Source organism: Hankyongella ginsenosidimutans, assembly GCF_005144965.1.
Lineage (GTDB): Bacteria > Pseudomonadota > Alphaproteobacteria > Sphingomonadales > Sphingomonadaceae > Hankyongella > Hankyongella ginsenosidimutans.
The window spans coordinates 540331-565728 of sequence record NZ_CP039704.1 but is presented as its reverse complement, the minus strand read 5'-3'; the positions used below and the strand labels follow the sequence as shown (position 1 = coordinate 565728).

The 25398-nt window shown below is 66.7% G+C and carries 21 protein-coding genes and 9 pseudogenes; 14 read left to right on the top strand and 16 right to left on the bottom strand.

Annotated elements, in window-relative coordinates:
- Window positions 1–45 precede the first annotated feature (45 nt).
- From E6W36_RS22900 to E6W36_RS22890, 4 genes and pseudogenes are all read left to right on the top strand, one after another.
- A pseudogene (locus E6W36_RS22900) lies at window positions 46–787 on the top strand (glycoside hydrolase family 97 N-terminal domain-containing protein).
- 14 nt (window positions 788–801) lie between these two features.
- A pseudogene (locus E6W36_RS22895) lies at window positions 802–2015 on the top strand (glycoside hydrolase family 97 catalytic domain-containing protein).
- 513 nt (window positions 2016–2528) lie between these two features.
- Window positions 2529–3562, top strand: a pseudogene (locus tag E6W36_RS03290) (lysine--tRNA ligase); the annotation flags it as partial.
- Between the two features lie 42 nt (window positions 3563–3604).
- Entirely contained in the window at window positions 3605–4111 is a 507-nt protein-coding gene (locus E6W36_RS22890) for a hypothetical protein (protein ID WP_425459766.1), read from the top strand.
- Window positions 4112–4379: 268 nt separating this feature from the next.
- Here E6W36_RS22890 and E6W36_RS21610 read toward each other — a convergent pair whose 3' ends face one another.
- From E6W36_RS21610 to hemC, 7 genes are all read right to left on the bottom strand, one after another.
- The gene (locus tag E6W36_RS21610; RefSeq protein WP_222873739.1) at window positions 4380–4586 is read right to left on the bottom strand and encodes a hypothetical protein; all 207 of its coding nucleotides are present in this window, start codon (window positions 4584–4586) and stop codon (window positions 4380–4382) included.
- Window positions 4583–5311 carry a glycerophosphodiester phosphodiesterase family protein gene (locus E6W36_RS03280; protein WP_222874558.1) on the bottom strand — a complete coding sequence of 243 codons (729 nt, stop codon included), beginning with the start codon at window positions 5309–5311 and terminating at the stop codon, window positions 4583–4585. The genes E6W36_RS21610 and E6W36_RS03280 overlap by 4 nt, the downstream gene beginning before the upstream one ends.
- A complete protein-coding gene (locus E6W36_RS03275) occupies window positions 5308–6531 on the bottom strand; it encodes a tetratricopeptide repeat protein (protein WP_222873738.1) in 1224 nt (407 codons plus the stop codon). Before E6W36_RS03275 ends, E6W36_RS03280 begins: the two co-directional genes overlap by 4 nt.
- 40 nt (window positions 6532–6571) lie before the next feature.
- A complete protein-coding gene (locus tag E6W36_RS03270; protein ID WP_222873737.1) occupies window positions 6572–7177 on the bottom strand; it encodes a hypothetical protein in 606 nt (201 codons plus the stop codon).
- Between the two features lie 466 nt (window positions 7178–7643).
- Window positions 7644–8318, bottom strand: coding sequence for a uroporphyrinogen-III synthase (locus E6W36_RS03265; protein ID WP_222873736.1), 675 nt, complete (start codon window positions 8316–8318; stop codon window positions 7644–7646).
- Window positions 8318–8494, bottom strand: coding sequence for a hypothetical protein (locus tag E6W36_RS17600; protein ID WP_246048417.1), 177 nt, complete (start codon window positions 8492–8494; stop codon window positions 8318–8320). The genes E6W36_RS03265 and E6W36_RS17600 overlap by 1 nt, the downstream gene beginning before the upstream one ends.
- Complete coding sequence (gene hemC / locus E6W36_RS03260; protein ID WP_246048072.1) at window positions 8458–9228, bottom strand: hydroxymethylbilane synthase; 771 nt, start codon at window positions 9226–9228, stop codon at window positions 8458–8460. Before hemC ends, E6W36_RS17600 begins: the two co-directional genes overlap by 37 nt.
- 114 nt (window positions 9229–9342) lie before the next feature.
- Between hemC and tsaD the strand changes: the two are divergent.
- From tsaD to E6W36_RS03245, 3 genes and pseudogenes are all read left to right on the top strand, one after another.
- A pseudogene (gene tsaD, locus E6W36_RS03255) lies at window positions 9343–10367 on the top strand (tRNA (adenosine(37)-N6)-threonylcarbamoyltransferase complex transferase subunit TsaD).
- A complete protein-coding gene (locus E6W36_RS03250; RefSeq protein WP_222873735.1) occupies window positions 10364–11356 on the top strand; it encodes an NAD(P)H-dependent glycerol-3-phosphate dehydrogenase in 993 nt (330 codons plus the stop codon). Before tsaD ends, E6W36_RS03250 begins: the two are co-directional and overlap by 4 nt.
- Before the next feature lie 216 nt (window positions 11357–11572).
- Window positions 11573–11899, top strand: a complete 327-nt coding sequence (locus E6W36_RS03245; protein WP_222873734.1) for a hypothetical protein — start codon at window positions 11573–11575, stop codon at window positions 11897–11899.
- 50 nt (window positions 11900–11949) lie between these two features.
- Here the strand turns inward: E6W36_RS03245 and E6W36_RS03240 are convergent, their stop codons facing one another.
- Window positions 11950–12582, bottom strand: coding sequence for a superoxide dismutase (locus E6W36_RS03240; protein ID WP_342776914.1), 633 nt, complete (start codon window positions 12580–12582; stop codon window positions 11950–11952).
- A 228-nt stretch (window positions 12583–12810) separates the two neighbouring features.
- On the opposite strand from E6W36_RS03240, the gene E6W36_RS03235 reads away from it, so the two are divergent.
- The 3 genes and pseudogenes from E6W36_RS03235 (at window position 12811) to queE (ending at window position 14300) form a co-directional block, all read left to right on the top strand.
- Window positions 12811–12951 (top strand): hypothetical protein, encoded by a 141-nt coding sequence (locus E6W36_RS03235; RefSeq protein WP_222873732.1) that lies wholly within the window; start codon window positions 12811–12813, stop codon window positions 12949–12951.
- A gap of 36 nt (window positions 12952–12987) precedes the next feature.
- Window positions 12988–13674, top strand: coding sequence for a 7-cyano-7-deazaguanine synthase QueC (queC, locus tag E6W36_RS03230; protein WP_222873731.1), 687 nt, complete (start codon window positions 12988–12990; stop codon window positions 13672–13674).
- A pseudogene (gene queE, locus E6W36_RS03225) lies at window positions 13671–14300 on the top strand (7-carboxy-7-deazaguanine synthase). Before queC ends, queE begins: the two are co-directional and overlap by 4 nt.
- A 131-nt stretch (window positions 14301–14431) precedes the next feature.
- Here queE and E6W36_RS03220 read toward each other — a convergent pair.
- From E6W36_RS03220 to E6W36_RS03210, 3 genes and pseudogenes are all read right to left on the bottom strand, one after another.
- Window positions 14432–14563, bottom strand: a pseudogene (locus E6W36_RS03220) (IS5/IS1182 family transposase); the annotation flags it as partial.
- Between the two features lie 159 nt (window positions 14564–14722).
- Window positions 14723–16984, bottom strand: coding sequence for a Calx-beta domain-containing protein (locus E6W36_RS03215; RefSeq protein ID WP_222873730.1), 2262 nt, complete (start codon window positions 16982–16984; stop codon window positions 14723–14725).
- On the bottom strand, window positions 16947–17597 hold the full coding sequence (locus E6W36_RS03210; RefSeq protein ID WP_222873729.1) for a hypothetical protein: 651 nt from the start codon (window positions 17595–17597) through the stop codon (window positions 16947–16949). Before E6W36_RS03210 ends, E6W36_RS03215 begins: the two co-directional genes overlap by 38 nt.
- A gap of 439 nt (window positions 17598–18036) precedes the next feature.
- Here E6W36_RS03210 and E6W36_RS03205 point away from each other — a divergent pair, with 439 nt between their 5' ends.
- Window positions 18037–19020 carry an endonuclease/exonuclease/phosphatase family protein gene (locus tag E6W36_RS03205; RefSeq protein ID WP_222873728.1) on the top strand — a complete coding sequence of 328 codons (984 nt, stop codon included), beginning with the start codon at window positions 18037–18039 and terminating at the stop codon, window positions 19018–19020.
- A gap of 11 nt (window positions 19021–19031) precedes the next feature.
- Here E6W36_RS03205 and E6W36_RS03200 read toward each other — a convergent pair whose 3' ends face one another.
- Together E6W36_RS03200 and E6W36_RS03195 are read right to left on the bottom strand one after the other, a co-directional pair.
- Entirely contained in the window at window positions 19032–19286 is a 255-nt protein-coding gene (locus E6W36_RS03200) for a SemiSWEET transporter (RefSeq protein WP_222873727.1), read from the bottom strand.
- Window positions 19283–20589: pseudogene (locus E6W36_RS03195) on the bottom strand (replication-associated recombination protein A). Before E6W36_RS03195 ends, E6W36_RS03200 begins: the two are co-directional and overlap by 4 nt.
- Before the next feature lie 119 nt (window positions 20590–20708).
- Here E6W36_RS03195 and E6W36_RS03190 point away from each other — a divergent pair.
- The 3 genes and pseudogenes from E6W36_RS03190 (at window position 20709) to E6W36_RS03180 (ending at window position 23443) form a co-directional block, all read left to right on the top strand.
- A pseudogene (locus E6W36_RS03190) lies at window positions 20709–22087 on the top strand (leucyl aminopeptidase family protein).
- 91 nt (window positions 22088–22178) lie between these two features.
- Window positions 22179–22573: pseudogene (locus E6W36_RS03185) on the top strand (MarR family transcriptional regulator).
- 93 nt (window positions 22574–22666) lie between these two features.
- Window positions 22667–23443, top strand: coding sequence for a C40 family peptidase (locus tag E6W36_RS03180; protein ID WP_222873726.1), 777 nt, complete (start codon window positions 22667–22669; stop codon window positions 23441–23443).
- Window positions 23444–23817: 374 nt separating this feature from the next.
- On the opposite strand, the gene E6W36_RS03175 is transcribed toward E6W36_RS03180, so the two are convergent.
- From E6W36_RS03175 to E6W36_RS03165, 3 genes are all read right to left on the bottom strand, one after another.
- Complete coding sequence (locus E6W36_RS03175; RefSeq protein ID WP_222873725.1) at window positions 23818–24090, bottom strand: SEL1-like repeat protein; 273 nt, start codon at window positions 24088–24090, stop codon at window positions 23818–23820.
- A gap of 279 nt (window positions 24091–24369) precedes the next feature.
- The gene (locus tag E6W36_RS03170) at window positions 24370–24957 is read right to left on the bottom strand and encodes a sensor histidine kinase (protein WP_222873724.1); all 588 of its coding nucleotides are present in this window, start codon (window positions 24955–24957) and stop codon (window positions 24370–24372) included.
- Window positions 24921–25355 (bottom strand): histidine kinase dimerization/phospho-acceptor domain-containing protein, encoded by a 435-nt coding sequence (locus E6W36_RS03165; RefSeq protein ID WP_222873723.1) that lies wholly within the window; start codon window positions 25353–25355, stop codon window positions 24921–24923. The genes E6W36_RS03170 and E6W36_RS03165 overlap by 37 nt, the downstream gene beginning before the upstream one ends.
- Between the last annotated feature and the right edge of the window lie 43 nt (window positions 25356–25398).

Below are 25398 nucleotides of genomic sequence, written 5' to 3'. Positions count from 1 at the left end.
GAGGCCTGACCCTAATTAACCAGCAATCAGGTCGGGAGATTGACCATGGTTAAGCGAATTCTCTGCTCTGTGCTGGCGATTACCGCCTGCTCGACTGTTGCAACCGCTGAGGAAGTGGCCAAAGTCGCCTCGCCCGGCGGCGTGCTGAGCGTTTCGCTCGATGTCAACAATGACGGTCGGGTCTCCTACGCGGTCGCCCGCAACGGGACGCCCGTCATTGCGCCGTCGCTGCTTGGCTTCCTGCTGGCCGATGCACCCAAGCTCGAGCGCAATTTCGCCTTCACCGGCCAGACCAGCCGCACGGTCAACGACAGCTGGGAGCAGCCATGGGGAGTGGCGCAGCATCCGCAATCACTTCAACGAATTGCGCGCGACCTTCAAGGAAAAGACCGGCCCCGGCCGCGAGATTGCCGTGGTGTTCCGGGTCTATGATGACGGCCTGGGCTTCCGCACCGAGTTTCCGGATCAACCCGCGCTCAGGCAGGTCAACATCCAGGAGGAACTGACCCAGTTCAACATTGCGTCATCCGGCACCGCCTGGTGGCTTCCTGCACTGGAGTGGAACCGGGCCGAATATCTCTATAACCGCACGCCCATCGCGGAAGTCGGCATGGCGCAGACGCCGATGACCGTGAAGCTCGAGAGCGGCCTGCACATCGCCTTTCATGAAGCCGCGCTGGTTGATTATGCGGGCATGAGCCTGCAGAAGGTCGAGGGCACGCATTTCAAGGCGGTGCTGACGCCGGCCGCAAAGGCCCGAAGGTCAGCCGCCAGGCACCGTTCGTGACGCCCTGGCGCACCATGCAGATCGCGGATGATGCTGCCGGCCTGTATCAATCGCACCTCGTCCTCAACCTCAACGAGCCGAATGCGCTCGGGGACGTGTCCTGGGTCAAGCCGCGCAAATACATGGGCATCTGGTGGGGCATGCATCTGGGCGAGCAGACCTGGTCATCCGGCCCGCAGCATGGCGCGACGACAGGCTATGCAAAGAAGATGATCGACTTTGCCGCCAGGCACGGGTTCAAAGGCCTGCTGGTCGAAGGCTGGAACGTCGGCTGGGATGGCGACTGGTTCGGCAACGGCGAGACCTTCAGCTTCACGCAGCCCTATCCGGATTTCGACCTGAAGGCCGTGGCCGACTACGGCAGGAAAAGGGCGTGACCCTGATCGGCCACCACGAAACCTCGGCCAACGTCGCGCATTATGAAGACCAGTTGGCCGCCGGGCTCGATCTGTACCAGAGCCTGGGCGTCGATGCGGTCAAGACAGGGTATGTCTCCGACGCTGGCGGCATGAAGGTGCGCGAACCGGACGGCACGATCGGCTTCGAGTGGCACGAAGGCCAGGCGTCTGCCCGGCATCACCTGAAAGTGGTGACGGAAGCCGCCAGGCGGCGCATCATGATCAACGCGCACGAGCCGATCAAGGATACCGGCCTGCGCCGCACCTACCCGAACTGGATCAGCCGCGAGGGCGCGCGCGGCATGGAGTATAACGCGTGGGCGCTGCCGACCAATCCGCCGGAGCATGAGCCGAGCATGGTGTTCGCGCGCATGCTCGCCGGGCCGATGGATTTCACGCCCGGCGTCGTCAGCCTCAAAGGGCGCGGCGACATCCGCATCCAGAGCACGGTCGCCAAGCAGCTTGCGCTCTATGTGGTGATCTACAGCCCGATCCAGATGGCGGCCGACCTGCCGGAGCACTATGAGCAGAATCCGCGTGCCTTCCAGTTCATCAAGGATGTGGCGGTGGACTGGGATGACACCCGCGTGCTGAACGGCGAGGTCGGCGACTATGTCACCATCGCCCGCAAGGAGCGCGGCGGCGACCAGTGGTTCCTCGGCAGCCTGACCGACGAGGGCGCGCGCACCCTGCCGGTCAAGCTCGATTTCCTGACCCCGGCGTGCAGTACCGCGCGCAGATCTACAAGGATGGCGCGGGCGCTGACTACAAGGCCAACCCGTTCCCGCTCGACGTCGAGACGCGCACCGTCACCAGCGCTGACAGCTTGACGATCGCGCTGGCGCCGGGCGGCGGGCAGGCGATCCGCTTTACCCCGGTCAAGGGACGCTGAACCATGACCATGATCGTTTCAGATTGGATCGATCCGAAACGTGAATCATGGTCTAATGAGACCTGTGCGCGGAAGAAAAATCCTCCCCTTAAAGGGGAGGTGTCCGTCTGAAAGACGGACGGTGGGGCCAGAAATCCCAAAATGCCAGGTATCCACCGCCCTCCACCACCCTGGCGGGTGGTCCCCTCCCCGATGGGGAGGAAGCATCATTCGCGCACAGGTCTCCTCATACCAAGCTGCGATAAGATTGACTCATTCCTCCCTCCCGGATGGGGACGGGGTGGGCAAATCGCCCTCGAAGCAGGCCCACCTAACCCCTCCCGTGAACGGGAGGGGATAGAGGTTCCAATCAATGCAATCTGGTATAAGGCCCGCAGGCGCGGGCCAGCTTGCGCCGCGCAGACCCGCGCCGTAAGCATCGCGCGATGCTTACCCTTGCCCGGATGCCACGATGGACGCCCTGAAGACCGCTGCTCTCACCAACAAGGCCTGGCCGTTCGAGGAGGCGCGCAAGCTGGTCGAGCGCTTCAAGGCGGCGCCACCTGCAAGCGGCGCGGCGCTGTTCGAGACCGGCTATGGCCCGTCCGGCCTGCCGCATATCGGCACCTTCGGCGAGGTGGCGCGCACCACCATGGTGCGCCATGCCTTCACCCTGCTGAGTGACCTGCCGACCCGGCTGGTCTGCTTCTCCGACGACATGGACGGCCTGCGCAAGGTGCCGGACAATGTGCCGAACAAGGCTCTGCTGGAGGCGGCGCTCGGCAAGCCGCTGACGCAGGTGCCGGACCCCTTTGGCACCCACGCGAGCTTCGGCCACCACAACAACGCCCGCCTGCGCGCCTTCCTCGATACCTTCGGCTTCGAGTACGAGTTCCTGTCGGCGACCGACTGTTACAAGAGCGGCCGGTTCGATGCGACCCTGCTGCACGTGCTGGCCAATTATGACGCGGTCAAGGCCGTGATCCTGCCCACCCTCGGCCCAGATCGGCGCGCGACCTATTCGCCGTTCCTGCCGGTCTGCCCCAAGAGCGGCGTGGTGTTGCAGGTGCCGACCACGGCGCGCGATGTGGCGGCCGGCACGATCAGCTACGTCGACCCGAACGACGGCGAGACCATGACTGTCCCGGTGATTGGCGGTCATTGCAAACTGCAGTGGAAGGCCGACTGGGCGATGCGCTGGGTCGCGCTCGGCGTCGACTACGAGATGGCGGGCAAGGACCTGATCGACTCCGTGACTCTGTCCGGCAAGATTGCGCGCGTGCTGGGTGCCCGCCCGCCGGAAGGGTTCAATTACGAACTGTTCCTCGACGAGCGCGGCGAGAAGATATCGAAGTCCAAGGGCAACGGCCTGACGATCGAGGAATGGCTGACCTACGCCGCGCCGGAGAGTCTGGCCTTTACATGTACCACAAGCCGCGCGAGGCGAAGAAGCTGCACTTCGACGTCATCCCGAAGGCGGTTGACGACTATTACCAGTTCGTCGCGGCCTACGCGAAGCAGCCGCCCGAGCAGCAGCTCGGCAACCCCGTGTTCCACATCCACTCGGGACCGCCGCCATCGCTCGACATGCCGGTGACGTTCGCCTTGCTGCTCAACCTGGTCAGCGCGGCCAACAGCGAGGACCCTGCCGTGCTCTGGGGCTTCCTGCAGCGGCACATGCCGGGCGTCGCGCCGGCGACGCACCCGGAACTCGACAAGCTGGTGCGCTATGCCGTGGTCTACTATCGGGACCGGGTGGCGCCGGCCAAGCAGATCCGTGCCGCGACGGCGCAGGAGCGCACGGCGATCGCGGATTTCCTGGCCCGGCTGGAGGTGCTGCCGGACAATGCCGACGCCGATACGATCCAGAACGCGGCGTTCGAGTGCGGCAAGGCCAACGGCTACGCGGAGAATCTGCGCGGCTGGTTCCAGGCGCTCTACGAAACGCTGCTTGGCACCAGCCAGGGCCCGCGGATCGGTTCGTTCGCGGCGCTCTATGGTCTGCCGGAGATGCGTGCCCTCGTGCGCGCGGCGCTGGGACGCGCGGATGTTTAGAGCCCGGTGACATTGGATGGACTCGTCATTGCGAACTTCACGGAGCAGTCTGTAAAGACCGCTCGTGGTGAGCTTGGACGAACCACGAGCCGCTCAGCCCTTCGTCCAGCTCAGGGTGAGCGGCGCATGTGCAACTGCGCGATGACGGTCGTGCCTTAACACATAAGCCGTCACAGCGCAGCGCGGGTCGGCCCCGGCGCATCGGTGAAGATGCCGGTGGCGCCTGCTTCGCGTAGCGCTGCGATTTCCTGCGCCAGGGTAAATCCGTTCAGCAGAAAGGCTGGCTCTGGCCGCACCGTATAGGGTGTACCGCCAATCCCGCCGCGCGGGCATCGTGGCCGAGCGATGTCACCGGGGCGAGCAGGCTGTTTTTCCATGGCCCGATGCCTGCTGCATAGGTCGCGCGCATCCACGCCAGCCCGGCCGGCGTCGCGAGCGTCGCATAGCGCGGCGCGGCGCGCAGGGCCTCCGTCATGGTGCCAAAACCAGCGGGTCGGCGGGGGTCAGCGTCAGGTCGAACGGCGCCTGGAACGGCGTGCCGCCGGTGCCGGTGTCGCCGAACAACTGGATGAGCGGCAGGTCGAACCCGGCTGCGGGCATCAGGTCGCGCTTCAGACGGATCAGGTTGCCGACCTCGAACGACTGGATGTAGACCCTGTCAGGGTTCGTGAACCTGGCGTCCGCCAGTGCCCGGACCAGCAGGGCAGAGATATCCTGCGCGATTGGCGCGCCATCCCAGTGGCGGCCGGTCGTGGCGAAATAGGTCGGATGTTTGGTTTCCGGATAGACGCCGACAGGCGGGTGTGCGGCGGCCAGGGCCAGCACTTGCGCAAAGGTCGGGATTTCGAAACGGCCGTCGTAGGCGGCATTGTCGGGCCGGATCGCGGGAATCCGCTCACGCGCGCGCAGGCGCTTCAACTCCGCGAGCGTGAAGTCCTCGGCGAACCAGCCGGTCAGGATGTCGCCATCGAGGTTGGCTGTCTTGCGGCGTTCGGCGAATTCCGGGTGTGCGGCGACGTCCGTGGTCTCGTCGAGCAGAGGCTCGTGGCGGCAGACGAGTACGCCGTCGCGGGTAGGCACCAGGTCCGGTTCGATGAAGTCCGCGCCCTGTTCGATCGCCAGCTGGTAACTGGCCAGCGTATGCTCCGGGCGCTCGGCGCTGGCGCCGCGGTGCGCGATGATGAGCAGCGGCGCGTTCACTCCCAGTGCCGGTTGCCGACGTCGCCGCACGACGGGCAGACCAGCACCCAAGCGGTGCTGCGGTCGCCGCAGGTATGGCAATGCCAGTTCGGCTCGGGCACGCCGCCGGTCAGCGCCGCGCTTACATAATCGGGCATGACGTCGCCGAGCTGGCGATAGGCCTCGGCGAGAACGCGCGCGGTGCGGGCGCGCATCGGCGGGCTGCTGATCGGGTGCAGGGCTTCGATCGCCTTGCGCGGCTGGCCGGCCGCCAATGCGGCTTCTGCCAGGGTCAGGCGCGATTCCGGGTGGCTGGGGTACTGGTTGACCAGCGCCGTCATCCGGCCCAGCCGGTGCGCCGGGGTCTCGGTCGGGTCCAGCGCGGCGTAGGCTTGGGCGATCAGCGGGTTCGGCTCGTCCTGCCAGGCGCTCATCAGCAGACGGCTGCCTTGCCCCGTCTTGCCGCGGGCGGTCAGCACCTCGGCCTGGGCCGCGACTGCGGGCGCAAAGCTGAGGCTGGCGCGCACGGCATCGCGCCGCCAGCGGGCGGCGGCAGTCGTATCGCCGCGCTTCTCGGCGTCGAGTGCGGCCGCATGGCAGACACCGGCGCGCCGGTGCTGGATGTTCGGTTGCGCGTCGCGATCGAGCTTGCGCCATTTGTCGAGCGCAGCGACGGCGCCTGACCAGTCGCCGGCGCGGGCGCGGGTCTTGAACAGGTTGCGCCAGGCCGGCGCGCTGTCCGGGGCCATGCGCGCCAGTTCCTCCAGCGCCTCAACGGCAGCACCGGGCTGGCCGCGCGCAATGGCGCCAAGCAGGGCGGTACGTTTGTCGGCGTCGAGCCTGTGCTGGGCGACCCCGTCGCCGCCGCAGGCCGCGACGTAGAGCGCGACCGGATCGTCGGGGCCTGCTCGAGGGCGCCCCGCCAGCTTGGCGGCTGCTTCCGGACGGTCGACCTTGAGCGCTGCAAGCGCCTGTGTGGCGATCAGGTGCCCATCCTGCAGGCGCTTCATGGTCCGCCCGGAGCGATACAGGCGCGCGCGCCAGCGCAGGGTCATGGCCAGCCACATCAGTGCAGCCGCCAGCGCCATGCCGATCATCAGGATCAGCAGCGCGACGACCGCGCGCGTCTGGATCACCCAGCCGAACCAGGCGAGCCGGAAGTAGCCCGGCTGGTTGGCCGCCCACGCCAGCAGCAAGGCCAGCGCGCCAAGCGGCATGAAGACGACGACGAGACGGATCACTGGCTGCGCTCGAGGCTCAGGACTTCCAGCCTGGCGAGCGTCATCTGGCTGCGCGCCAGGGTGTCGGCGTCCGCCAGCCATTGTCCGGCAGGGCGGCGCACGGCTGGGGCAGGGCGCGGATTTTCTCCGCGGCCAGACTGACCTTGCCTTGGGCAAGAGCGCTGTCGGCGGCAGCGATGGCGCTGCCGACGGTCACCCGCTTCGGCGCGTCGCGACGCTCGACGCGGACGATGCTGCCAAGACGCGCCAGGGCGCTGTCAATCCAGCTCGCCTGGCCACCAGTGTTGAAAGCGCGCCAGGCGTCCTCCAGTTGCGGCTGCAGGTTGGTGAGCTGCTGGCGCAGCCCGGCGATGGTCGGGCCACCACCTGCGCGCGGCTCCAGCGCCGCGAGCAGGGCCTTGTCAGCGAACTCCTCGTCCAGGCGCGCGCGCAACGCGCCAAGCGGCTGACCGCTCTCGACGGCCTGCCGGGCGCTGGCGACGAGGCCGAGGCGACGCGCCTGCGCAGCGTCCGCTTTCAGGCTGGCGACGGTCTGGGTTGCGCTCGCCTCAAGGTCGCCGGTGCGCCGGCCGATGTCGGCCAGCTGCGACTCGACCTGCGCGACGCGCGCCGGCAGATCGGTCGCCTGCGTCGGCACGGCGGCCAATTTGGTCTCGAGCACAGCCAGCCGGGTTTCGATCTTGCCGGTGTCGGGCGCGGGAACCGCGGGCTCGGCCGCGTCAAGCGCGGCGCCTGCGGCAGCACGCCGGTCTCCAGCTTGGCAATCCGGGTGGATAATCCTGCCGCCTCGGCCTGCGCGGCTTCCAGCGTTTTCAGCCGGGCTTCCAGGCTGGCGATCCGATCGTTCTGCGCACGCTGCGTCAGGGACAGCTCGCTCTGGCTTGCCTCGCCGACCGAGCGCAGGGCTGGCGGCAGGTGACCGCGCACCGTGGCCTCGAACCAGGGGCTGGCGATCAGCCCGAGTGCGAACACGGCGACGATCAGGGTCAGCAGCCACGGCAGCCAGCCCAGGCCACCGGATCGGGCGCGGGGCGACGGCTCCGCATGCATGGCCATCGGCTCGGGCACGCTCTCAATCGGTTCCGCTGTCATGCTGGTCCTCCAGTCCGATGTCACTCTCGCACAGCAAACCGCAGGCGAACAAGAGATTGTCCAGCGTCGGCAACCGGCTGACGCGAACCTCGGCTGCACCCAGCGGGCGCACCACCCGCGCGACTGCCTCGCTCATGCAGCCAAGGCGCGTGCGCGACAGATCGAACCCGGTCGTTTGGCCTGCGAACAGGCCCCAGCCGTGGCGAGGTGAGCAGCACCCAGTCGGCCGCGCCGTTCGCCAGCGCCGCCTGCGCAGTCGCCGTCAGGGTCTGCGGCCGCGCCTCGTAGACAATCCAGCGTGCGGCGGTCAGCGGGGCCAGCCCGGCGGCAAGATCGTAGCGAATGCGCGCGCCGGAAGGCCACAGAATGCGCTCCGGCAGCGCTTCGAGCAATTGGTCCCGCAGGTGCAGGGCATGGCCGTCGCCGCTGTGGACGACGGCTGTGAAGCCGGCGTCGCGTGCGGCCTGCGCGGTGCCCGGTCCGATGGCGTAGAGCGGCGTGTCGGCCCAGTCCGGCCGGAACGCCGGGGCTGCCGCCTGCCGGCTGGTCAGCGCCAGCGTGGTCGGGTGCGGGATGGGCGGCGGCGTTTTGCAGGCGACGATCTCGAGCAGGGGCGAGACGATGCAGTCATGGCCGGTCAGCCGCTGCGCCAGCCGTGATCCGTCCGGCTCCGGCCGCAGGATCAGGACCCGCATCAGCCGAGCGGGATCGGGCTGCGCGCCCGCAGCGCCTCGGCCAGGTCGCGCCCGAGCATGACTGCGTCGCCAACAGGCCCGACGCGCTGGCCGCCGGTGCGTGCCCGGCCGTCCTCGCGCAGGATTTCGCCGCGCAGGGTCAGCGTGTCGCCGGCGATTTCGGCCAGCGCCGCGATCGGCGTCCGGCACGAGCCGTCGAGTCCGGCCAGGAACGCCCGTTCAGCGGCGATGGCGATCGCAGTCGGCCCATGGTCGAGCGGCGCGACCAGCGCGGCGGTCTCTGGATCGTCGACGCGGATTTCGATGCCGACGGCCCCTGCGCCGGGGCCGGCAGCAGCATCTCTACAGGCAGCGCCGTCCCGGTGTGAGCGATGCCCAGCCGGTTCAGCCCGGCCATGGCGAGCAGGGTTGCGTCCGCCACGCCGTCAGCCAGCTTGGCCATGCGCGTTTCCACATTGCCACGCAGCGGCGTCACGATCAGGTCCGGGCGCAGCGCACGCATCTGCGCGGCACGGCGCAGCGACGAGGTGCCGAGCCGTGCGTTCGCCGGCAGCGCATCCAGGCCGCCGCCATCCCGGGTCAGCAGGCAGTCGCGCACGTCCTCGCGCGGCAATGTGGCGGCGATGCGCAGGCCCGGCGGCAGATGCGTCGCCACGTCCTTCATCGAGTGGACGGCGAGGTCGATGCGCCGGTCGAGAAGCGCCTCTTCCAGCTCCTTGGTGAACAGGCCCTTGCCGCCGACCTCGGACAGCGGCCGGTCCTGGATGCGGTCGCCGGAGGTTTTGATCGCGACGACTTCGATTGCATCTTCGGGCAGCCCGGCGCTTGCCGCCAGCAGCCGGCGCACCGCATGGGCCTGCGCCAGCGCCAGTGGGCTGCCGCGCGTGCCGAGTTTCAGTCTTGGGGTCATGGACGCCTCATGCTACCGGCGATGCTTCGCCTGATTTTTGCTCTGATAAGCAACCAGGGTACACGCGCCAATGCCTTTCGCCCATGGCCTGTCGCCACAGGCCGTTGTCCTCGGATCGAGTCGAGCTGCGATGAAACCGCAGCGGCGATCGTGCGCGCGGACGGCGCGATCCTTGCCAACCGCGTCGCCAGCCAGGATGCGGCGCACCGCCCCTATGGCGGCGTGGTGCCGGAACTGGCGGCACGCGCCCATGTCGAGGTGCTGGCACCCATGGTCGAGGCCGCGCTTGCTGACGCGGGGCTGGGGCTTGCCGACCTCGATGCCATCGCCGCGACCGCCGGGCCAGGGCTGATCGGCGGCGTGATGGTCGGGCTGGTGACCGCCAAGGCGCTGGCGTTTGCCGCCGGCAAGCCGCTGATCGCGCTCAACCATCTGGAGGGCCATGCGCTGTCGCCCCGGCTGGTCGCAGACGTTGGCTACCCCTATCTGCTGCTGCTGGTCTCGGGCGGCCACTGCCAGCTCCTGCGGGTTGGGGGCATCGGCCACTACCGGCGGCTTGCGACCACCATCGACGACGCAGCGGGCGAGGCGTTCGACAAGGTGGCGAAGATGCTCGGCCTTGGCTTTCCCGGCGGTCCGGCGGTCGAGCGCATGGCGCAAGGCGGCGACCCGGCGCGCTTTTCCTGCCGCGGCCGCTGGTCGGCAGCGGCAGTCCGCATTTCTCCTTCTCCGGGCTCAAGACCGCCGTGCTGCGTGCCGTCGAGGCGCTGGACGCGCCGACCGACCGCGATCGCGCGGACCTGTGTGCGGCATTTCAGGCAGCGCTGGTCGATTGCCTGGTCGACCGTACCCGGCTGGCACTGGCGACGACGCGGGATGCGAGCGCACTGGTGGTCGCAGGCGGTGTCGCCGCCAACGGCGCGATCCGCACGGCGCTGGAACGTCTGGCGCTGGCGCACGGTCTGCCGTTCGTCGCGCCGCCGCAGTGGCTGTGCACCGACAATGCCGCGATGATCGCCTGGGCGGGGCTGGAGCGATTGGGCGCAGGGTTGATCGACGGGCTGGATGCGCCGGCGCGCGCGCGCTGGCCGCTCGACCCGGACGCGCCGCCAGTCCACGGTGCAGGGGTGAAGGCATGAACGAGACTGTCGGAATCGTCGGGGCCGGTGCCTGGGGCACGGCGCTGGCGCAGGCGCTGGCGTCGTCCGGCCACCGGGCCTTGCTGTGGGCGCGCTCAGTGGAACTTGCGGCGGCGATCCAGCGCGAGCGGCGCAACGACATGTATCTGCCGGGTGTCGACCTGCATCCGGCGCTTGTTGCGACGACCGATCCGGCCGCGCTTGACCCTTGCGCTGCGCTGCTGCTGGTCACGCCGGCGCAAGCGATGCGTGCGGTGCTTGGTGACCTGGTGCGTTTCCTGACAACACCGCGCCCGCTGGTCCTGTGCGCGAAAGGTATCGAGCAGGCAAGCGGCCGTTGGCTGAGCGAGGTCGCGGTGGACGTGGCGCCCGGCTGGCCAGTCGCGATCCTCACAGGGCCGACCTTCGCGGACGAAGTCGCGCGCGGCCTGCCGACCGCTGTGACGCTCGCCTGCGCGGATGCGGGGCTGGGCAGGGCGCTGGCGGGGCTGCTTGGCTCGGAACGGTTCCGTCCCTACTGGAGCGACGACCCGATCGGTGCGCAGGTGGGCGGCGCAGTCAAGAACGTGCTGGCAGTCGCCTGTGGCATCGCCCAGGGGCGCAGGCTCGGCGAGAATGCACGGGCGGCGGTGATTACCCGGGGCTATGCGGAGATGCGCCGATTCGGGCTGGCGTGCGGCGCGCAAGCCGAGACGCTGGCTGGCTTGAGCGGCCTTGGCGATCTGGTGCTCACCTGCGGTTCGACCCGTTCTCGCAATACCAGCCTTGGCATCGCGATCGGGGAGGGAGAAAGCCTGGCCGACGTGCTGGCGGGTCGCCGCACGGTGGCGGAGGGTGCGCACACCGCGCCGATCCTGCTCCAGCGGGCTGATGCGCTCGGCATCGACATGCCGATCACGCGCGCGGTCAACGCCATCCTCTACGACCATGCGCCGGTCGATGCCGCCATCGCCGCCCTGCTCGCCCGTCCCTTCCGCCCGGAAGAGTGATGGCGCGGCTGGTGGCGGGACAGTTCAGCCTGGAGGTGCGCTATTCGTTCAGCAACTTTCTCCGCAATCGCGAATATCATGTGAATGTCGATATCACGCCAGCGTATCGGGGCCGCCCCTGTTCAGCGATGCGATCCGGGAGGGCGGGACGCTCTGCCTGGTCTCCCCTGGGCGTGCCAGCTCATTCCTGCGCTCGACGCTCTCAAGCCGGATGGCGTGCCCCAGTATGCCGGTTATGGTGAGCCGAATGCACGGATAACCTTCACCGCCTGCGACGGTTTGCATGTGATGGTGGACCTCGATCTGCACGAGAGCGTGTTCTGGTGCGATGACGAGAGTGGCATTCAGGGTGTCAGGCTTCTGATGGAGCCGGACTGGCCTGCCGTCCGTGCCTTCCACGCCGAACTGCGCACCGAGTTCAAGGCCATGGCGCTGGACTGCTCCCTCTGGCAAATCATCAGCAGTGACACCGACCCTTGGTGCCAGCCGACGCCGGAATTCCTCGCGGATATGGACTGGGTGCGCCAGCTTGTGGAAGCGTAACATCCCCTCCCCGCATGGAAGAGGGGAGTGCGGAAAACCGGTGCAGTGCTTTACGCGGCCTTCGCCAGGTTCTCGTTGGCGAAGTCCCAGTTGATCAGGTGGTCGATGTAGGCCTGCACGAAGTCCGGGCGACGGTTCTGGTAATCCAGGTAATAGGCGTGCTCCCAGACGTCGCAGGTGAGCAGCGCGGTTGCGCCGTGCACCATCGGCAGGTCGGCGTTGCCGGTCTTGAGGATCGCCAGCTTGCCATCCTTGACCGCGAGCCAGGCCCAGCCGGAGCCGAACTGCGTGGTGGCGGCGGTCTTGAAATCCTTGACGAACGCATCGTAGCCGCCGAGGTCGCTGTCGATCTTCGCGGCGATGGCCCCGGTCGGCTTGCCGCCGCCGTTCGGCTTCATGCTGTGCCAGAAGAAGGTGTGGTTCCACACTTGCGCCGCATTGTTGAACACGCCCGCCATGTCCGGCTTGCCAGCGGACTCGCGGATGATCTCTTCCAGCGAGGCATCCGCCAGCGGCTTGCCCTCGATCAGGCCATTGAGGTTGGTCACATAGGCCTGGTGGTGCTTGGAGTAGTGGAAACTGAAGGTGTTGGCGGACATGTGCGGCTCGAGCGCATCGGTCGCGTAAGGAAGCGGGGCAGGGTGAAAGCCATGGCGAAGTCTCCTCTGGTGGGTACTAAACAGGTAACGCCTTGCAGCATCATAGCAAGTTCACGCCTATCATAGGCGATCCAGACGCGCCGGCCAACGCATCATGTGTCGGAGATGCTGACACAATCCTGCAGCCGTCGCCGGCGGTTAACTGCCGTGCCCGCATATTTTCCCTTGAAATCGCACGCTTGGCGCAGCATTTGCTTAACAGATCGTTAAGTTTTGAGATGTCTGTCTGTCATGTCGTCGATCAACGCTCTTGTGCCGTATGCCGTTGCCACACGCCGGCTCGCACCGCTGGTGCCGCCGGTGGCGCGCGTCCAGGCGGCCGAGCGTTCGACTTCGCCTTGGGACAGGCCGGTCCAGCCGTTGAAGGGCCGCCTGGTTGACCTCAGGGTCTGATTTGCGCCCCGCGCCGCTTCTGGCACAGCAGGCTCCATGACACGTCGCGCTATCGTCTTGCTGTCCGGCGGGCTGGATTCGACCACGGCTGCCGCAGCCGCGCAGGCGCAAGGGTACAGCCTGCTTGCCCTCACCATCGACTATAACCAGCGCCACCGGCGGGAACTGGCGGCTGCTGCGGACGTGGCGCGCACGCTCGAGGTCGCGCGCCATGTGGTGCTGCCGGTGGATCTGCGCGCGTTCGGCGGCTCGGCGCTGACGGACGAGATCGCCGTGCCCAAGGGCCGTTCCGACCACGCGATGGCCGCGGAAATCCCCGTCACCTACGTCCCCGCCCGCAACACGGTGTTCCTGTCGCTGGCGCTGGCCTGGGCGGAAGCGGCGCAGGCGCAGGCCATTTTCATTGGCGTCAACGCGCTGGATTATTCCGGCTATCCGGACTGCCGGCCGGACTTCATCGCCGCGTTCGAGGCCATGGCGCGGCTCGCCACCAAGGCCGGCGTCGGCGGCGACTGGTCGCTTACGGTCGAGACGCCGCTGATCGCGCTGTCGAAAGCGCAGATCGTGCGCCTGGGCGTCGACCTTGGCGTCGACTTCGGCCGGACCTGGAGCTGCTACGACCCGACGCCGGATGGATTGCATTGCGGCCAGTGCGACAGCTGCCTGCTGCGCCGGCGCGGCTTTCAGGAGGCCGGCGTCCCCGATCCGACGGCCTACGCATGAGCTATGCCGTCAAGGAGCTGTTCCTGACCCTGCAGGGCGAAGGCGCGCAGGCCGGGCGGCGCGCCGTGTTCCTGCGCTTTGCCGGCTGCAACCTCTGGAGCGGGCGCGAGGTGGACCGGGCGGCAGCAGTCTGCCGGTTCTGCGACACGGATTTTGTCGGCACGGACGGTCCGGGCGGGGCCGGTATGCGGATGCGGTGGCGCTCGCCGGCCGGGTCGCCGCCTGCTGGGGCGCGGAGCCGGCGCGGCGGTACGTCGTGTGCACGGGTGGCGAGCCGCTGCTGCAACTGGATGCGCCGCTGATCGCCGCCTTGCACGCACAGGGGTTCGAAATCGCCATCGAGACCAACGGCACGGTCGCTGTGCCTTCCGGCGTCGACTGGGTGTGCGTCAGCCCGAAAGCCAACGCCCAGACCATCGTGCGGAGCGGCGACGAGCTGAAACTGGTCTTCCCGCAGCAGGACGCCGCGCCCGGTCAGTATGAAAACTGGGCGTTTCGTCACTTCTTCCTGCAGCCGATGGACGGGCCGGCGCGGGAGGAAAACACCCGCGCCGCCGTCGCCTATTGCCTGGCGAACCCGCTGTGGCCTCAGCCTGCAGACGCACAAGCTGATCGGCATTCCTTAGCAGTCTGCTGAAAAGTAACTTCAGCGCTCTCAAACAAGCCCGTCACCCCGGCCCCTAACGGGGATAAACTCCGGCCGGAATCTCAGGCAGAAATACGTGATCTTTCACCGTTCGCCGAGATGACGGGCAGGGCGTGCCACCCACAGGATCGCATCGAAAAACCGCCGCCCGTCGCTACGTGGTCCACGTCTCCCCTTGCGACCGCCCGGCACAAACTCCCGCAAAATCTCCCACTGATCGTCCCGAAGTACCTCACCTTCCACACCAGCCGCCAAAAGCCAGTGTTGAATCAGAACTCCAACCGATTGGGAATCCTTAAAATGTCACTACAGCCTAGTAACATGCGGCCCCTACTGGACGCCGTACGGTTACATCAATGTACGATGACGCAGTTCCACCTCTGGAGTCAGATACCGTGTAGTTTACAAAAGATTATAGTTGGCAGTGCCGCCTAATGGACTTGGAGGGTTTGGCGGCTGGTTAGGGATATCAGTTTCCGAACCGTCAAATATAATGTTCAAGCCATCTATAGTGCCAACACTGACGCTTGTAAGAAATAATGGATCCCCATCAGGGTCACTGACACTCGGTGTGAAAATTTCCGGTTTACATGAGTTTACACCTGCCGTTGATGGTGTCGCGATCGGATTTCTGTTGGGTGGGGCGTCGTTGTCGAGGATTGTTCCAGTCGTGGATGCGGTGCCGATGTTGGCATTGCTGCTTGCAATCGTGAGATTCACTGTCTCACTCGACTCTAGGGTGCCGTCGTCAACCGTATTTACAGTGACGGTTCTTGATGTCTCACTTGGAGCAAAGCTCAGCAGCTGGTTGATCGCGGTGTAATCGCTGCCGGGTGTCGCCGTCCCGCCACTGGTGGTGGCCGTGACACTGTAGGTTCCCGTTGTTACCGAGGATTTGGTCACGGTAAACTGCAATGTGCCGCCTTCGTTCACCGATGGCGTGCCGCTGATCGAGAAGGTTGGGCGTGGTTCGTTCGGGTTGATCTGGTCGTTGATGGTGCCGGTGCCACTACCATCCGTGATGGTGGCCCCGACTGCATTCGACAGCAGGATAGTAAACGTCTCCGACCCTTCCGTAATCTGGTCCGCGACGGTTGGCACGCTAATGGTTTGACTGGTCACGCCGCTACCAAAGGTCAGCGTGCCGCTTTGCGCCGTGTAGTCGCTGCCCGCAATCGCCGTACCATTCTGGGTCGCAAAGGAAACCGAGACCTGGCTCGTCGTGGAACCATTGCGCGTAACCGTGAAGGTCAGCGCATTGCCTTCCGTGGCTGCTACGTCATTGATCGAGAACGTCGGCGGGGACGGCGATTCACCACCGCCACCTCCACCAGCGCCGGTGCCGACCAGACCAGCGCACTGGTTCGATTCCGGGGACGGCTGACCGAAGCGGTTGGTGAACGTGCCGTTGCCGTCCGCCGAGGTCACCACCTGGATCGCTTGTGCGTTCGCGTCGCCAGTATTGGTGTCCGTGGTGAAGAACACGGTGCGGATGGCGTTCTGCCAGCCGTTCGGCACCGAGCTCAGGCCGGCCGAGTCCAGCAGGCCCTGATCGGTGTCGTTCGCCAGGTTGTCGGTGTTCAGGTTCGAACGGCGCTCATACTCCTGGAAGAAGCGCAGGATCGCCGAACGCACCGAACCCGCCTGATAGCAGGTGTACAGCAGGGCGTTGGTCGTGCCGAGCATCGGGTAGGCGCGGAACGACGGGTCGGTCGCGCTGAACGGGTTGGCCAGCGGGTTGCGGTCCGCCGGGTCGTTCACGGTCGCCGTGTCGGGGTTGTCAGCGACGTCGAACGCGCCGTCCTGGTTGATGTCGTACGGCACGAAGCGCTCGAGCGGGGCAACCCAGCGCGCCGGGTTCTGACGGTCAGCGCCGGCAACAACCGGGAACAGTTCATACGCCAGGCGGGCACCGGTCGGCGCCGGCACGACGTTCTGGCCGTTGGCGTTGAACAGATCGGCGGTGGTCAGGCCGTAAGTGTTGGTCTGGGTGGTCAGTACGGCCGGCAGGACATAGTCCGGACCAACGTAACCGATGCGGGCCTGGGTCAGGACGTCGGCGGCGTTGATGCCGGCGTTGAAGGTGAAACCACGGCCCGAGTCGTTCAGCGAAGCCGACGGCACGGCGCGGAAGTCGAGGTAGTCAGCCACGCCTTCGTTACCAGCCGAACGGGTGAAGAGACCCAGGGTCTCGGTGCCCGAAAGGGTCTGGGTGGTGGCGTTCCAGATGGCGGTCGAGATGCGCGACGCCGGCAGCGCGGTGTTGCCAGCGGTGGTGAAGGCGTTGGAAGCCACGAAGGCGTCGCAGACCGCCGACAGGTGACGGGTGAAGATCGAGGTGGTGCCCGACGAGTCCGAACGACCGACGATCTGGATCGGCGCCGAGAAGTTGGCGTTGGTCTGGGTCACGTCGTTCGTGTCACGGAAGGTCGTCGGGTTGCCGGTGATCGCCGGCGAGCGCAGCTGGGTGTCGTTCCAGTTGGTGATCTCGCCGTGGAAGATGCGGCAGTAGGCCGACGGGGTCAGGCGGATACCGCCGGTGGTGACGGTGTTGCCGTTCGAGTCCAGAGCCGTGCGCGGGTTCTGGATGCGCAGGCGGTATTCCTGCAGGCCCAGGGTCGGGTGGTTATACTTGCGGTAGATCGGGTCGAACGCGATGTTCACCGGTGCGATCAGCAGCGGAACTGCACCAGGCGCCATAGCGCTCGCGCGGGTTGCGGAAGGTGTTCGACGGCAGCGGGTCCGGGGTGGCGTTGCCCGGAGCCAGAATGGTCAGGCTCTGGGTGGCCGGGCGGCCGCCGCCATTGCCGAGGTTGTAGTTGGCGACGTCGTTGTCGCCCAGGCCGGCTTCCGACAGGCCATAGTGCGGACCAGACGGGAACAGCGTGGTCAGAGCGTCGCCGACCACATAGTCGCCAGCGAACGACGCCGAGTGCGAGAAGATGCCCTGGATGCCACGGCCCGAACCGGTCGAGACGTAGACGCCGCGGAAGTTCGACAGGACGTTGGCGGTCTCGCTGCTGCAGTCGCGGATCACGCCGTCCGGGGTGCCGTCGCTGTTGACGTCCGGGTTGTAGCGGAACACGCCCGACGGGGTCGCGGCGGCGACCGGGTTGCCGGTGCGGGTGACCAGCGGGAAGTCGGTGCCGTAGCAGTCGAAGATCTGGCGGATATACGGCGCCGACAGCGAACCGCCGTTACCGTAGATGGTGGCTTGAGCGTGCGCCTGGCCGGTAACGGCGGCGAGGAAGGAACTGGCGAGCAGCAGCGATTTCATGAAAGACTCCTGTGGCGTTGCGCATGCAATTATTTGTTCGCTTTAACCATAGCCTGTGCAGTGCTGGCTATCGTGACGAATCCATGAAGTTTTTGTGATATTTGTCGTTTTCTGCCCTGGAGCCTTTCCGGCTGAGATTGAGGCACTTGTGTTAAGTGCTTCAAGCGAAAGCGCTAAGAAAGGCTCCCACGCTTTGTGACCCTTCTTGTCCGTTTTGATTGCCTCACCAAAAGTGATCCAATCAAAAACGGGAAGGGTCTAGCGGCGCGGTTGCCACACGAATAACGGGAAGTTTAACAGACTTTGCCGGAAATCTCGTGACGCCTGCGCATCAACCACAGCGCGAAAGCGGCGGTTCGGCTAAGGATGTGCTGGCCAGAATCTGAAACGCCCTACGGTCGAGACGGGCGCGAGCCTGGCACAGGAGGGGAGCGGGCAGATGGCGGACCTGTATTTCGCGTGGTGGAACCTCGAGAACCTGTTCGATGAAGAAAACGCGCCCGGCCGGATCGACTGGCTGAAGCGCAAGCTCGCCCGGGAACTGGCCGGCTGGACGCCCGCCGTGCTCGATACCAAGCTCGGACAACTGAGCCAGGTGATCCGCTGGATGAACGGCGGGCAGGGGCCGGACCTGCTCGGCGTCTGCGAGGTCGAGAGCGAGGCGGTGCTGGCCAAGCTGGCGGCGCGCATCGCCGCCGACGGCGGCCGCGGCTACGCCATGGCGCACCGCGATACCCCGGACCAGCGCGGCATCGACGTCGCCTTCCTCTACGACCCGCAGCTGTTCGACCACGCGGAAATCTTCAGCCACTTCGTCGTGCGCCGGACCGGCACCCGCGACCTGCTGCAGGTGAACTTCACCCACAAGCCCAGCGGCACGCCGTTCGCGGTGATCGGCAACCACTGGCCGTCGCGCTCGGGCGGGCAGTATGAAAGCGAGCCCTACCGCATGACCGCCGGCGAGACGCTCGGCTACTGGCACGGACGCATCCGCGAGGAGCGCGGCGTCGCCTTTCCGGTGCTGGCCATGGGCGACTTCAACGACGAGCCGATCGACCGGTCCCTGCGCGAATATGCCATCGCCATCAACGCGCGCCTGCGGGTGGAGAACGCCGACCGGCCGACCTTCTGGAACCTGGCCGCCAGTGTAGAGGCGGCCGGGGTGGGCACTTATTATTTCAATAACGATCCCAACATGCTGGACCAGATGCTGGTCAACCGCTCGATCATCCGGGGCGAGGCGGGCTTGAAGCTGGCGCTCGATGCCGCCGGCCAGCCGCGCTTCGCCATCGAGCGCTTCCCCGCCATGGTCAAGGCGGGCACCTACGGCGTGCCGCGCAAGTTCGGCAGGCCATCGGAAGCCGGGTTCGACCCGACCGGCTTTGCGGACCATTACCCGGTCAGCGTCGTGCTGCAGGCCTGAGATCGCCGGCGTCAGCCCAGCCGCAGCTTCAGGACCAGCGTGGCGAGGGCGATCGGCAGGGTGATGACGTTGGCGACGATCACCGGCGTGCTCTGGATGGACAGGCCGTAGATCAGCCACAGCACGGTCGCGGTCACGAACAGCAGGTAGGACCACAGCGAGATATCGCGGGTCTGCCGGTGGCGCAGCGCCTTGAGCGCCTGCGGCAGGAACCCGATGGTCGAGCAGGCGGCGGCCACCAGGCCAATCCCATCGGCAAGCGTCATGTGCGTTCCCTGCGTAGCCGTGCCCAATAGTCCAGGCGCTTGGCGATCTCGCGCTCGAAGCCGCGCGCGACCGGCTCGTAGAGCGTCCGCCGGCCGATGTCATCGGGCCAGTAATCCTGCCCGGAGAAGGCGTCCGGGGCGTCATGGTCATACTGGTAGCCTTGCGCGTAGCCGAGATCGCGCATCAGCCGGGTCGGGGCGTTGAGGATACGCTGCGGCGGCATGAGCGCGCCGGTCTCGCGCGCCAGCTTGCGCGCCGCCTTGTCCGCCATATAGGCCGCGTTCGACTTCGGCGCGGTCGCCAGATACAGGACCGCCTGGGCGATCGCCAGTTCGCCCTCGGGCGTGCCAAGCACTTCGTAGGCGTCGCGCGCGGCCAGCGCCTGCACCAGCGCCTGCGGGTCGGCAAGGCCGATGTCCTCGCTGGCAAAGCGGATCAGCCGGCGCAGGATGTACAGCGGGTCCTCGCCTGCCACCAGCATGCGGGCGGAATAATAGAGCGCTGCATCCGCGTCCGATCCGCGCAGCGATTTGTGCAGCGCGGAGATCAGATTGTAGTGGCCCTCGCGATCCTTGTCATAGACCGGGGCGCGCTTGCCGATGAAGGCCGCGAGGGCGGCTGGATCGAGCGGCACCGTGTCTGGCGCATGGGCGGCGAACAGACTTTCGGCCGCATTCAGCAGATAGCGGCCGTCGCCGTCCGCCATCGCGACCAGCGTGTCGCGCGCTGCAGGGTCCAGCGGCAGCGGCCGGTCGTTCAGCGCCTCCGCCCGCTGGAGCAGCGTCGCCATGGCCTGCGCATCCAGACGGTTCAGCACCAGCACCCGGCAGCGCGACAGCAGCGCGGCGTTCAGCTCGAACGAGGGGTTCTCCGTCGTCGCCCCGACCAGCACCACCGTACCGTCCTCGACGACCGGCAGGAAGCCATCCTGCTGCGCGCGGTTGAAGCGGTGGATTTCATCCACGAACAACAGGGTCGCACGGCCCTGCGCGCGCAGATGCCGCGCGGCCTCGAACACTTTCTTGAGTTCGGCGACGCCGGAGAAGATCGCGGAGACCTGCACGAAGTTCAGGCCTGCATGCTCGGCGAGCAGCCGCGCGATCGTGGTCTTGCCGGTGCCGGGCGGCCCCAGAAGATCAGGCTCGGCAGGGCCCGACGCCAGGATGCGGGCAAGCGGCGCGCCTTCCCCAGCAACTGCTCCTGCCCGACCACATCACGAAGGACGCGCGGGCGCAGCCGCTCGGCAAGCGGGGCGGGCATGGCGTCCGGCAGCATGCCGGGATCGGGGAACAGGTCTGTCATGGGCCTTCCACGCGCATGGGCCGCCGGCACGTCGCGGGTGCGGCGCATTCCGGCCCATTTAGCACTATCGAGGCATGGCGCGAGCGTATAGACGAGGCGCAACATTTCCGGGAAACACCATGTTTAATAATCTTCTGGTTGCAGACGATGGCCGCGATGCAACGCCTCTGAAAATCGTGACGCCGGAGGGACTGGGCGCGCTTGGTGCGGAGGCGCAGGCCTGGGCGGCGCGCCTCGGCTTCGAGGCGAAACCCGGCCAGTGGCTGGCCGTTCCCGATGCTGCCGGCGGCCTGGCGGCGGTCCTGGCCGGCGTGTCGCCTGAACCCGGCCCGTGGCGGCTGGCGAGCGTGGCGGCCGAGGCACCGGCCGGCGACTACCGGCTGGAAGGCCACGCCCCGGATGACCCGGACCTGATCGGCTGGCTGCTCGCGCACTATCGGTTCAACCGCTACCGCAAGGAGGTGGAGGTGGTTCCCGCGCGCCGGCTGCTGGTGCCGGACGCAACGCCTGTCGCGACGCTGGTCGCCCAGGCCGAGGCGATTGCGCTGGTGCGAGACCTGGTGACGACGCCGGCCAGCGACCTCGGCCCCGAGCAGCTTGGCCAGGCGGCGCGTGCGCTCGCTGCCCGCTTCGGCGCGGCGGTTACGGAAATCGTCGGGGCGGACCTGCTCACCCAGGGCTATCCGGCGGTACATGCGGTCGGCCGGGCGGCGGCGCGGCCGCCGCGACTGATCCGGCTCGACTGGTCCGGCTCGGCGGACGGCGACAAGCCGGTGCTGGCGCTGGTTGGCAAGGGCGTGGTGTTCGACAGCGGCGGCCTGAACATCAAGACGACCGCCGGCATGGCGGCGATGAAAAGGACATGGGTGGTGCGGCCCACGCGCTGGCGCTGGCGCACCTGGTGATGGCGCACGACCTGCCGGTCACGCTGCGGGTCATCATTCCAGCCGTCGAGAACGCGATCTCCGGCGACGCCATGCGGCCGGGCGACGTGCTGCACACCCGTGCCGGGCTGACGGTCGAAGTGACCAACACCGATGCCGAGGGCCGGCTGATCCTGGCTGATGCGCTGACGGCGGCTGCCGAGTTCGAGCCCGATCTGCTGATCGACTTCGCGACTCTGACCGGCGCCGCCCGCGTGGCCCTCGGTCCGGACCTGCCGGCGATGTTCACGCCCGACGATGCCCTGGCGGAAGCGCTGCTGGCGGCCGCGACCCGGACGGCCGATCCGCTGTGGCGCATGCCCTTGTGGCCGGGATACCGCGAGATGATGAAATCTTCCGTCGCCGACATGGTAAACGCTGCCGATTCGTCCTATGCTGGCGCGATAACCGCTGCGCTGTTTCTGCAGCAGTTCGTCAAGAGTATTCAAAACTGGGTGCATATCGACGTTTACGCCTGGTCGGGCGCTGCGAAACCGGGGCGAATCAAGGGCGGGGAGGCCATGACCCTGCGTGCGTTCTGGCATCTGCTGGCGGATCGATACGGTACGAAATGAGGGTAAATAACGGACCTTAAATATTTCAGGTAAGTTTTTGTTAAGAAATTCGGCCCACCGTTGCGTTAAGGGTCAGTAAGGAGTGAGACCGATGGCGCACGATTTCGAGGCAGAACAGCATAGCGCACTGCGTTGCTGGATGAACACGCTTGTAGGCTTTGTTCGTTCGGATCAGCCTGACCTCACCAATCGACAGATGGCGATCCTGATGACGGTCTACATGCAGAACGGACCGCACACGGTGCGCGGGCTGGCGGCGCGGCTGGGCGTCTCAAGCCGGTGGTGACGCGCGCGCTCAATACGCTCGGAGCCTACGGCTATCTGCGCCGCCGCAAGGACGAAGCCGATCTGCGCAATGTCCTCATCGAACAGACGCCGCAAGGCGCCGACTTCCTCAGCGAGTTCAGCGAGCAGATCGAAGAGGCGTTCGGCGACGTCGACGATCGCCCCAGCCTTGGCAGCGCACGCAGCTTGCCGCTGGCCTGAGCCTGGACCATAAGGCGGCCGACTGGAGCCGCCGATGACCCTCCCGACGACCGCCGCCTGCTGCTCTGGCGGCCAGACCTCGCCGACGACCGGTTGCGCCACCTGCCCGCCGCACGCCATGCCGCGCCGACGCTGCACGTTTGCGCCAGCGCGACAACGCCGGTGCACCACGAGCCCGACGCGCATTCGCAAGCCGTCAGCGCACTGCTCTACGGCGAAGGCTTCGACGTGCTGGAAACCCGGGACGGCTGGTGCTGGGGCCAGTGCCGGCACGACGGCTATGTCGGCTATGTGGCCGCCGAAACCCTGACGCTGGCCGGCATCGCGCCCAGCCACCGCGTGGCGGCGGCGGCGGCGCATATCTTCTCAGCCGCGAGCATCAAGTCCGCGCCGGTCGGCTGGTTGCCGATGGGAGCGCAGGTGCAGGCGCTTGACGCGGAGCCGCCGTTCCTGCGTGTCGGTGCCGGCTTCGTGCACGCACGCACGCTTGAATTGCGCCATGCGTTTGCGCCGGATCATGTCGCGGCGGCGCAGCGCCTGGTCGGCAGCCCCTATCTCTGGGGCGGACGCACGCGCGCCGGGCTGGATTGCTCCGGCCTGGTGCAGGTGGCGCTGGCGGCGGCGGGGATCGCAGCGCCGCGCGACAGCGATCAGCAGCAGGTGCTGGGCGTCGCCATCGACCCGGCCGACGGGCTGCGACGGGGCGACCTGGTGTTTCTGCCCGGGCATGTCGGCATCATGACGGATGCTGAGACCCTGCTGCACGCCAACGCCTGGTGGATGACGACGCTGGCCGAACCGCTGGCCGACGTGCTGGCGCGCCAGGCGGCCGCCGGCCGTCCGGGCATCGTCGCCGCGCGCCGGTTGTAGGCCGGACCGGACAGCGCGCTCCGTTCGCCCCAGCGCTCTAACAGGCTGTTGAAAAGTGGTTTCTCAGACTCCAACCCTATGGCCGTCACCCCGGCGAAAGCCGGGGCCGGAATGACGAAAAGGGACTGTATTGTTCCACTTTTTCAACGGCCTGCTAGAGCCTGATGACTTTACGTTGAACCACGCGCTATCGCGCGGTTGCACACGCGCCGCTCGCCCTGAGCTGGACGAAGGGATGAGCGGCTCGTGGTTCGTCCAAGCTCACCACGAGCGGACTTTACAGCCTGCTCCGTGAAGATCGGAATGACGATCCCATCCAATGTCATCAGACTCTAATGAGTCCTGTACCCCAATCTATACGGGGCTGGCTCTGGTCAGTGCCGGGTCTCGCTCAACCATTCGCGGGCCATGCGCTGGGCTTCCGCGATCTCGCAGGCGCTCATTTCCGCCGCCAGTTCCGCGCGCACTGTCTGTGCGGCCTTTACGCCTTTCATGGCGGCAAGATTGAGCCACTTGTGTGCTTCAATCAGGTTCGGCTCGACGCCGCGCCCCAAAGCATAGGATAATCCCAGATCGTACAGCGCATCCGGTTTGCCGCTCCGAGCGGCCTTCAAATGCCGTACGATGTCGCTTGCTGCAACAGTCATAATCTTCTCCGACTTCCCTACCGCGCCCCTTCTGGCGACGGTTCCTTAAGTCAGGGACGAGACTGCCAAACCGCCTCCCAAGAAAAGGTTAACGCGGGCGGGTTTTGCGAACAGTGTGTTGCCTGGATGTGCGCTTTCCGGGGCTGGTTCATATCTTCCCTTCGGGGAGGGAGCCGGCGGGCCAGGGTGGGCGCATCGCCGCGCCGATCCTGGGCTCACCCCGGTGCTTCGCACCACCCTTTCCGCAAGCGGGAGGGGAGATCATGGTCTAAAAGTTGCTCAGGCGTGCATCCGCGACAGCGCTTCCAGCGCGCGTAAAGGTAAATTCACCCTGGGGCGGCCGCCATCGGCGTGCCGCACGCGGCTCGCCGGCAAGGTCACCACGGCGCGCGTGCCCAGCCCGAGCTGGGAATGCAACTCGAAGGCGCCGTCGTGCAGTTCGGTCAGCGCCTTGACCAGCGGCAGCCCAAGCCCGGTCGAGCGCAGCATGTCGCCCGCCGCCTCGCCGAACTGGGTGAATGGCTGCATGACCTCGTCCAGCATATCGGGATCGATACCCGGACCATGATCGCGCACCTCGAAGCGCATCTGGCCGGATGCAAGCAGGCGCACCGTCAGCGTCACCGCTGTATCGGCATAGGTGTATTTGACCGCATTGCTGAGCAGGTTGAGCAGGATCTGCCGCAGGATACGCTCGTCGGCATAGAGCCTGGGCAGGCTGCCGCGCTGCTTCACGGAAACGCTGACGCCGCGGCGCTCGGCCAGCGGCATGACCATACGCGCCATCTGGTCCAGCACAGCGCGCACATCGATGTCGGTTTCCTTCAGGGTCATCGCATTGGCGTCGATCTTGGCCAGATCGAGCACGGCGTCGACCAGCGCGACCAGGTGTTCCCCGATTCGTGGATCGCATCGACATAGCCGGCATAGGCGGATGGCTGGATATCGCCGAACACCCCGGAGCGGATCAGGTCCGAATAGCCCACGATGGCGTTGAGCGGCGTTCGCAGCTCGTGGCTCAAATTGGCGAACAGCGTCTTGCGCTCCTGCATCTGTTGCGCCAGCGACCGGCGCGCGCTGTCGCGATCGCGCACTGCATGCTTGGCGCGCCGGTTCAGCAGGCGCAGCAGTTCCACGGGGTCGAGGCGACCGCAGAGCTCGCCGCCGTCCATCACCCATGCCCCGCATTTGATCAGGGTATCGAGGTCACGCCGCGCCAGCAGCGAGTCGAGCGTCGCATTGGCGTCGAGTACCGTCTCGATCAACGTGCAATCGATTGGCCCATCGCCAACAGGTTGCATGAAATCC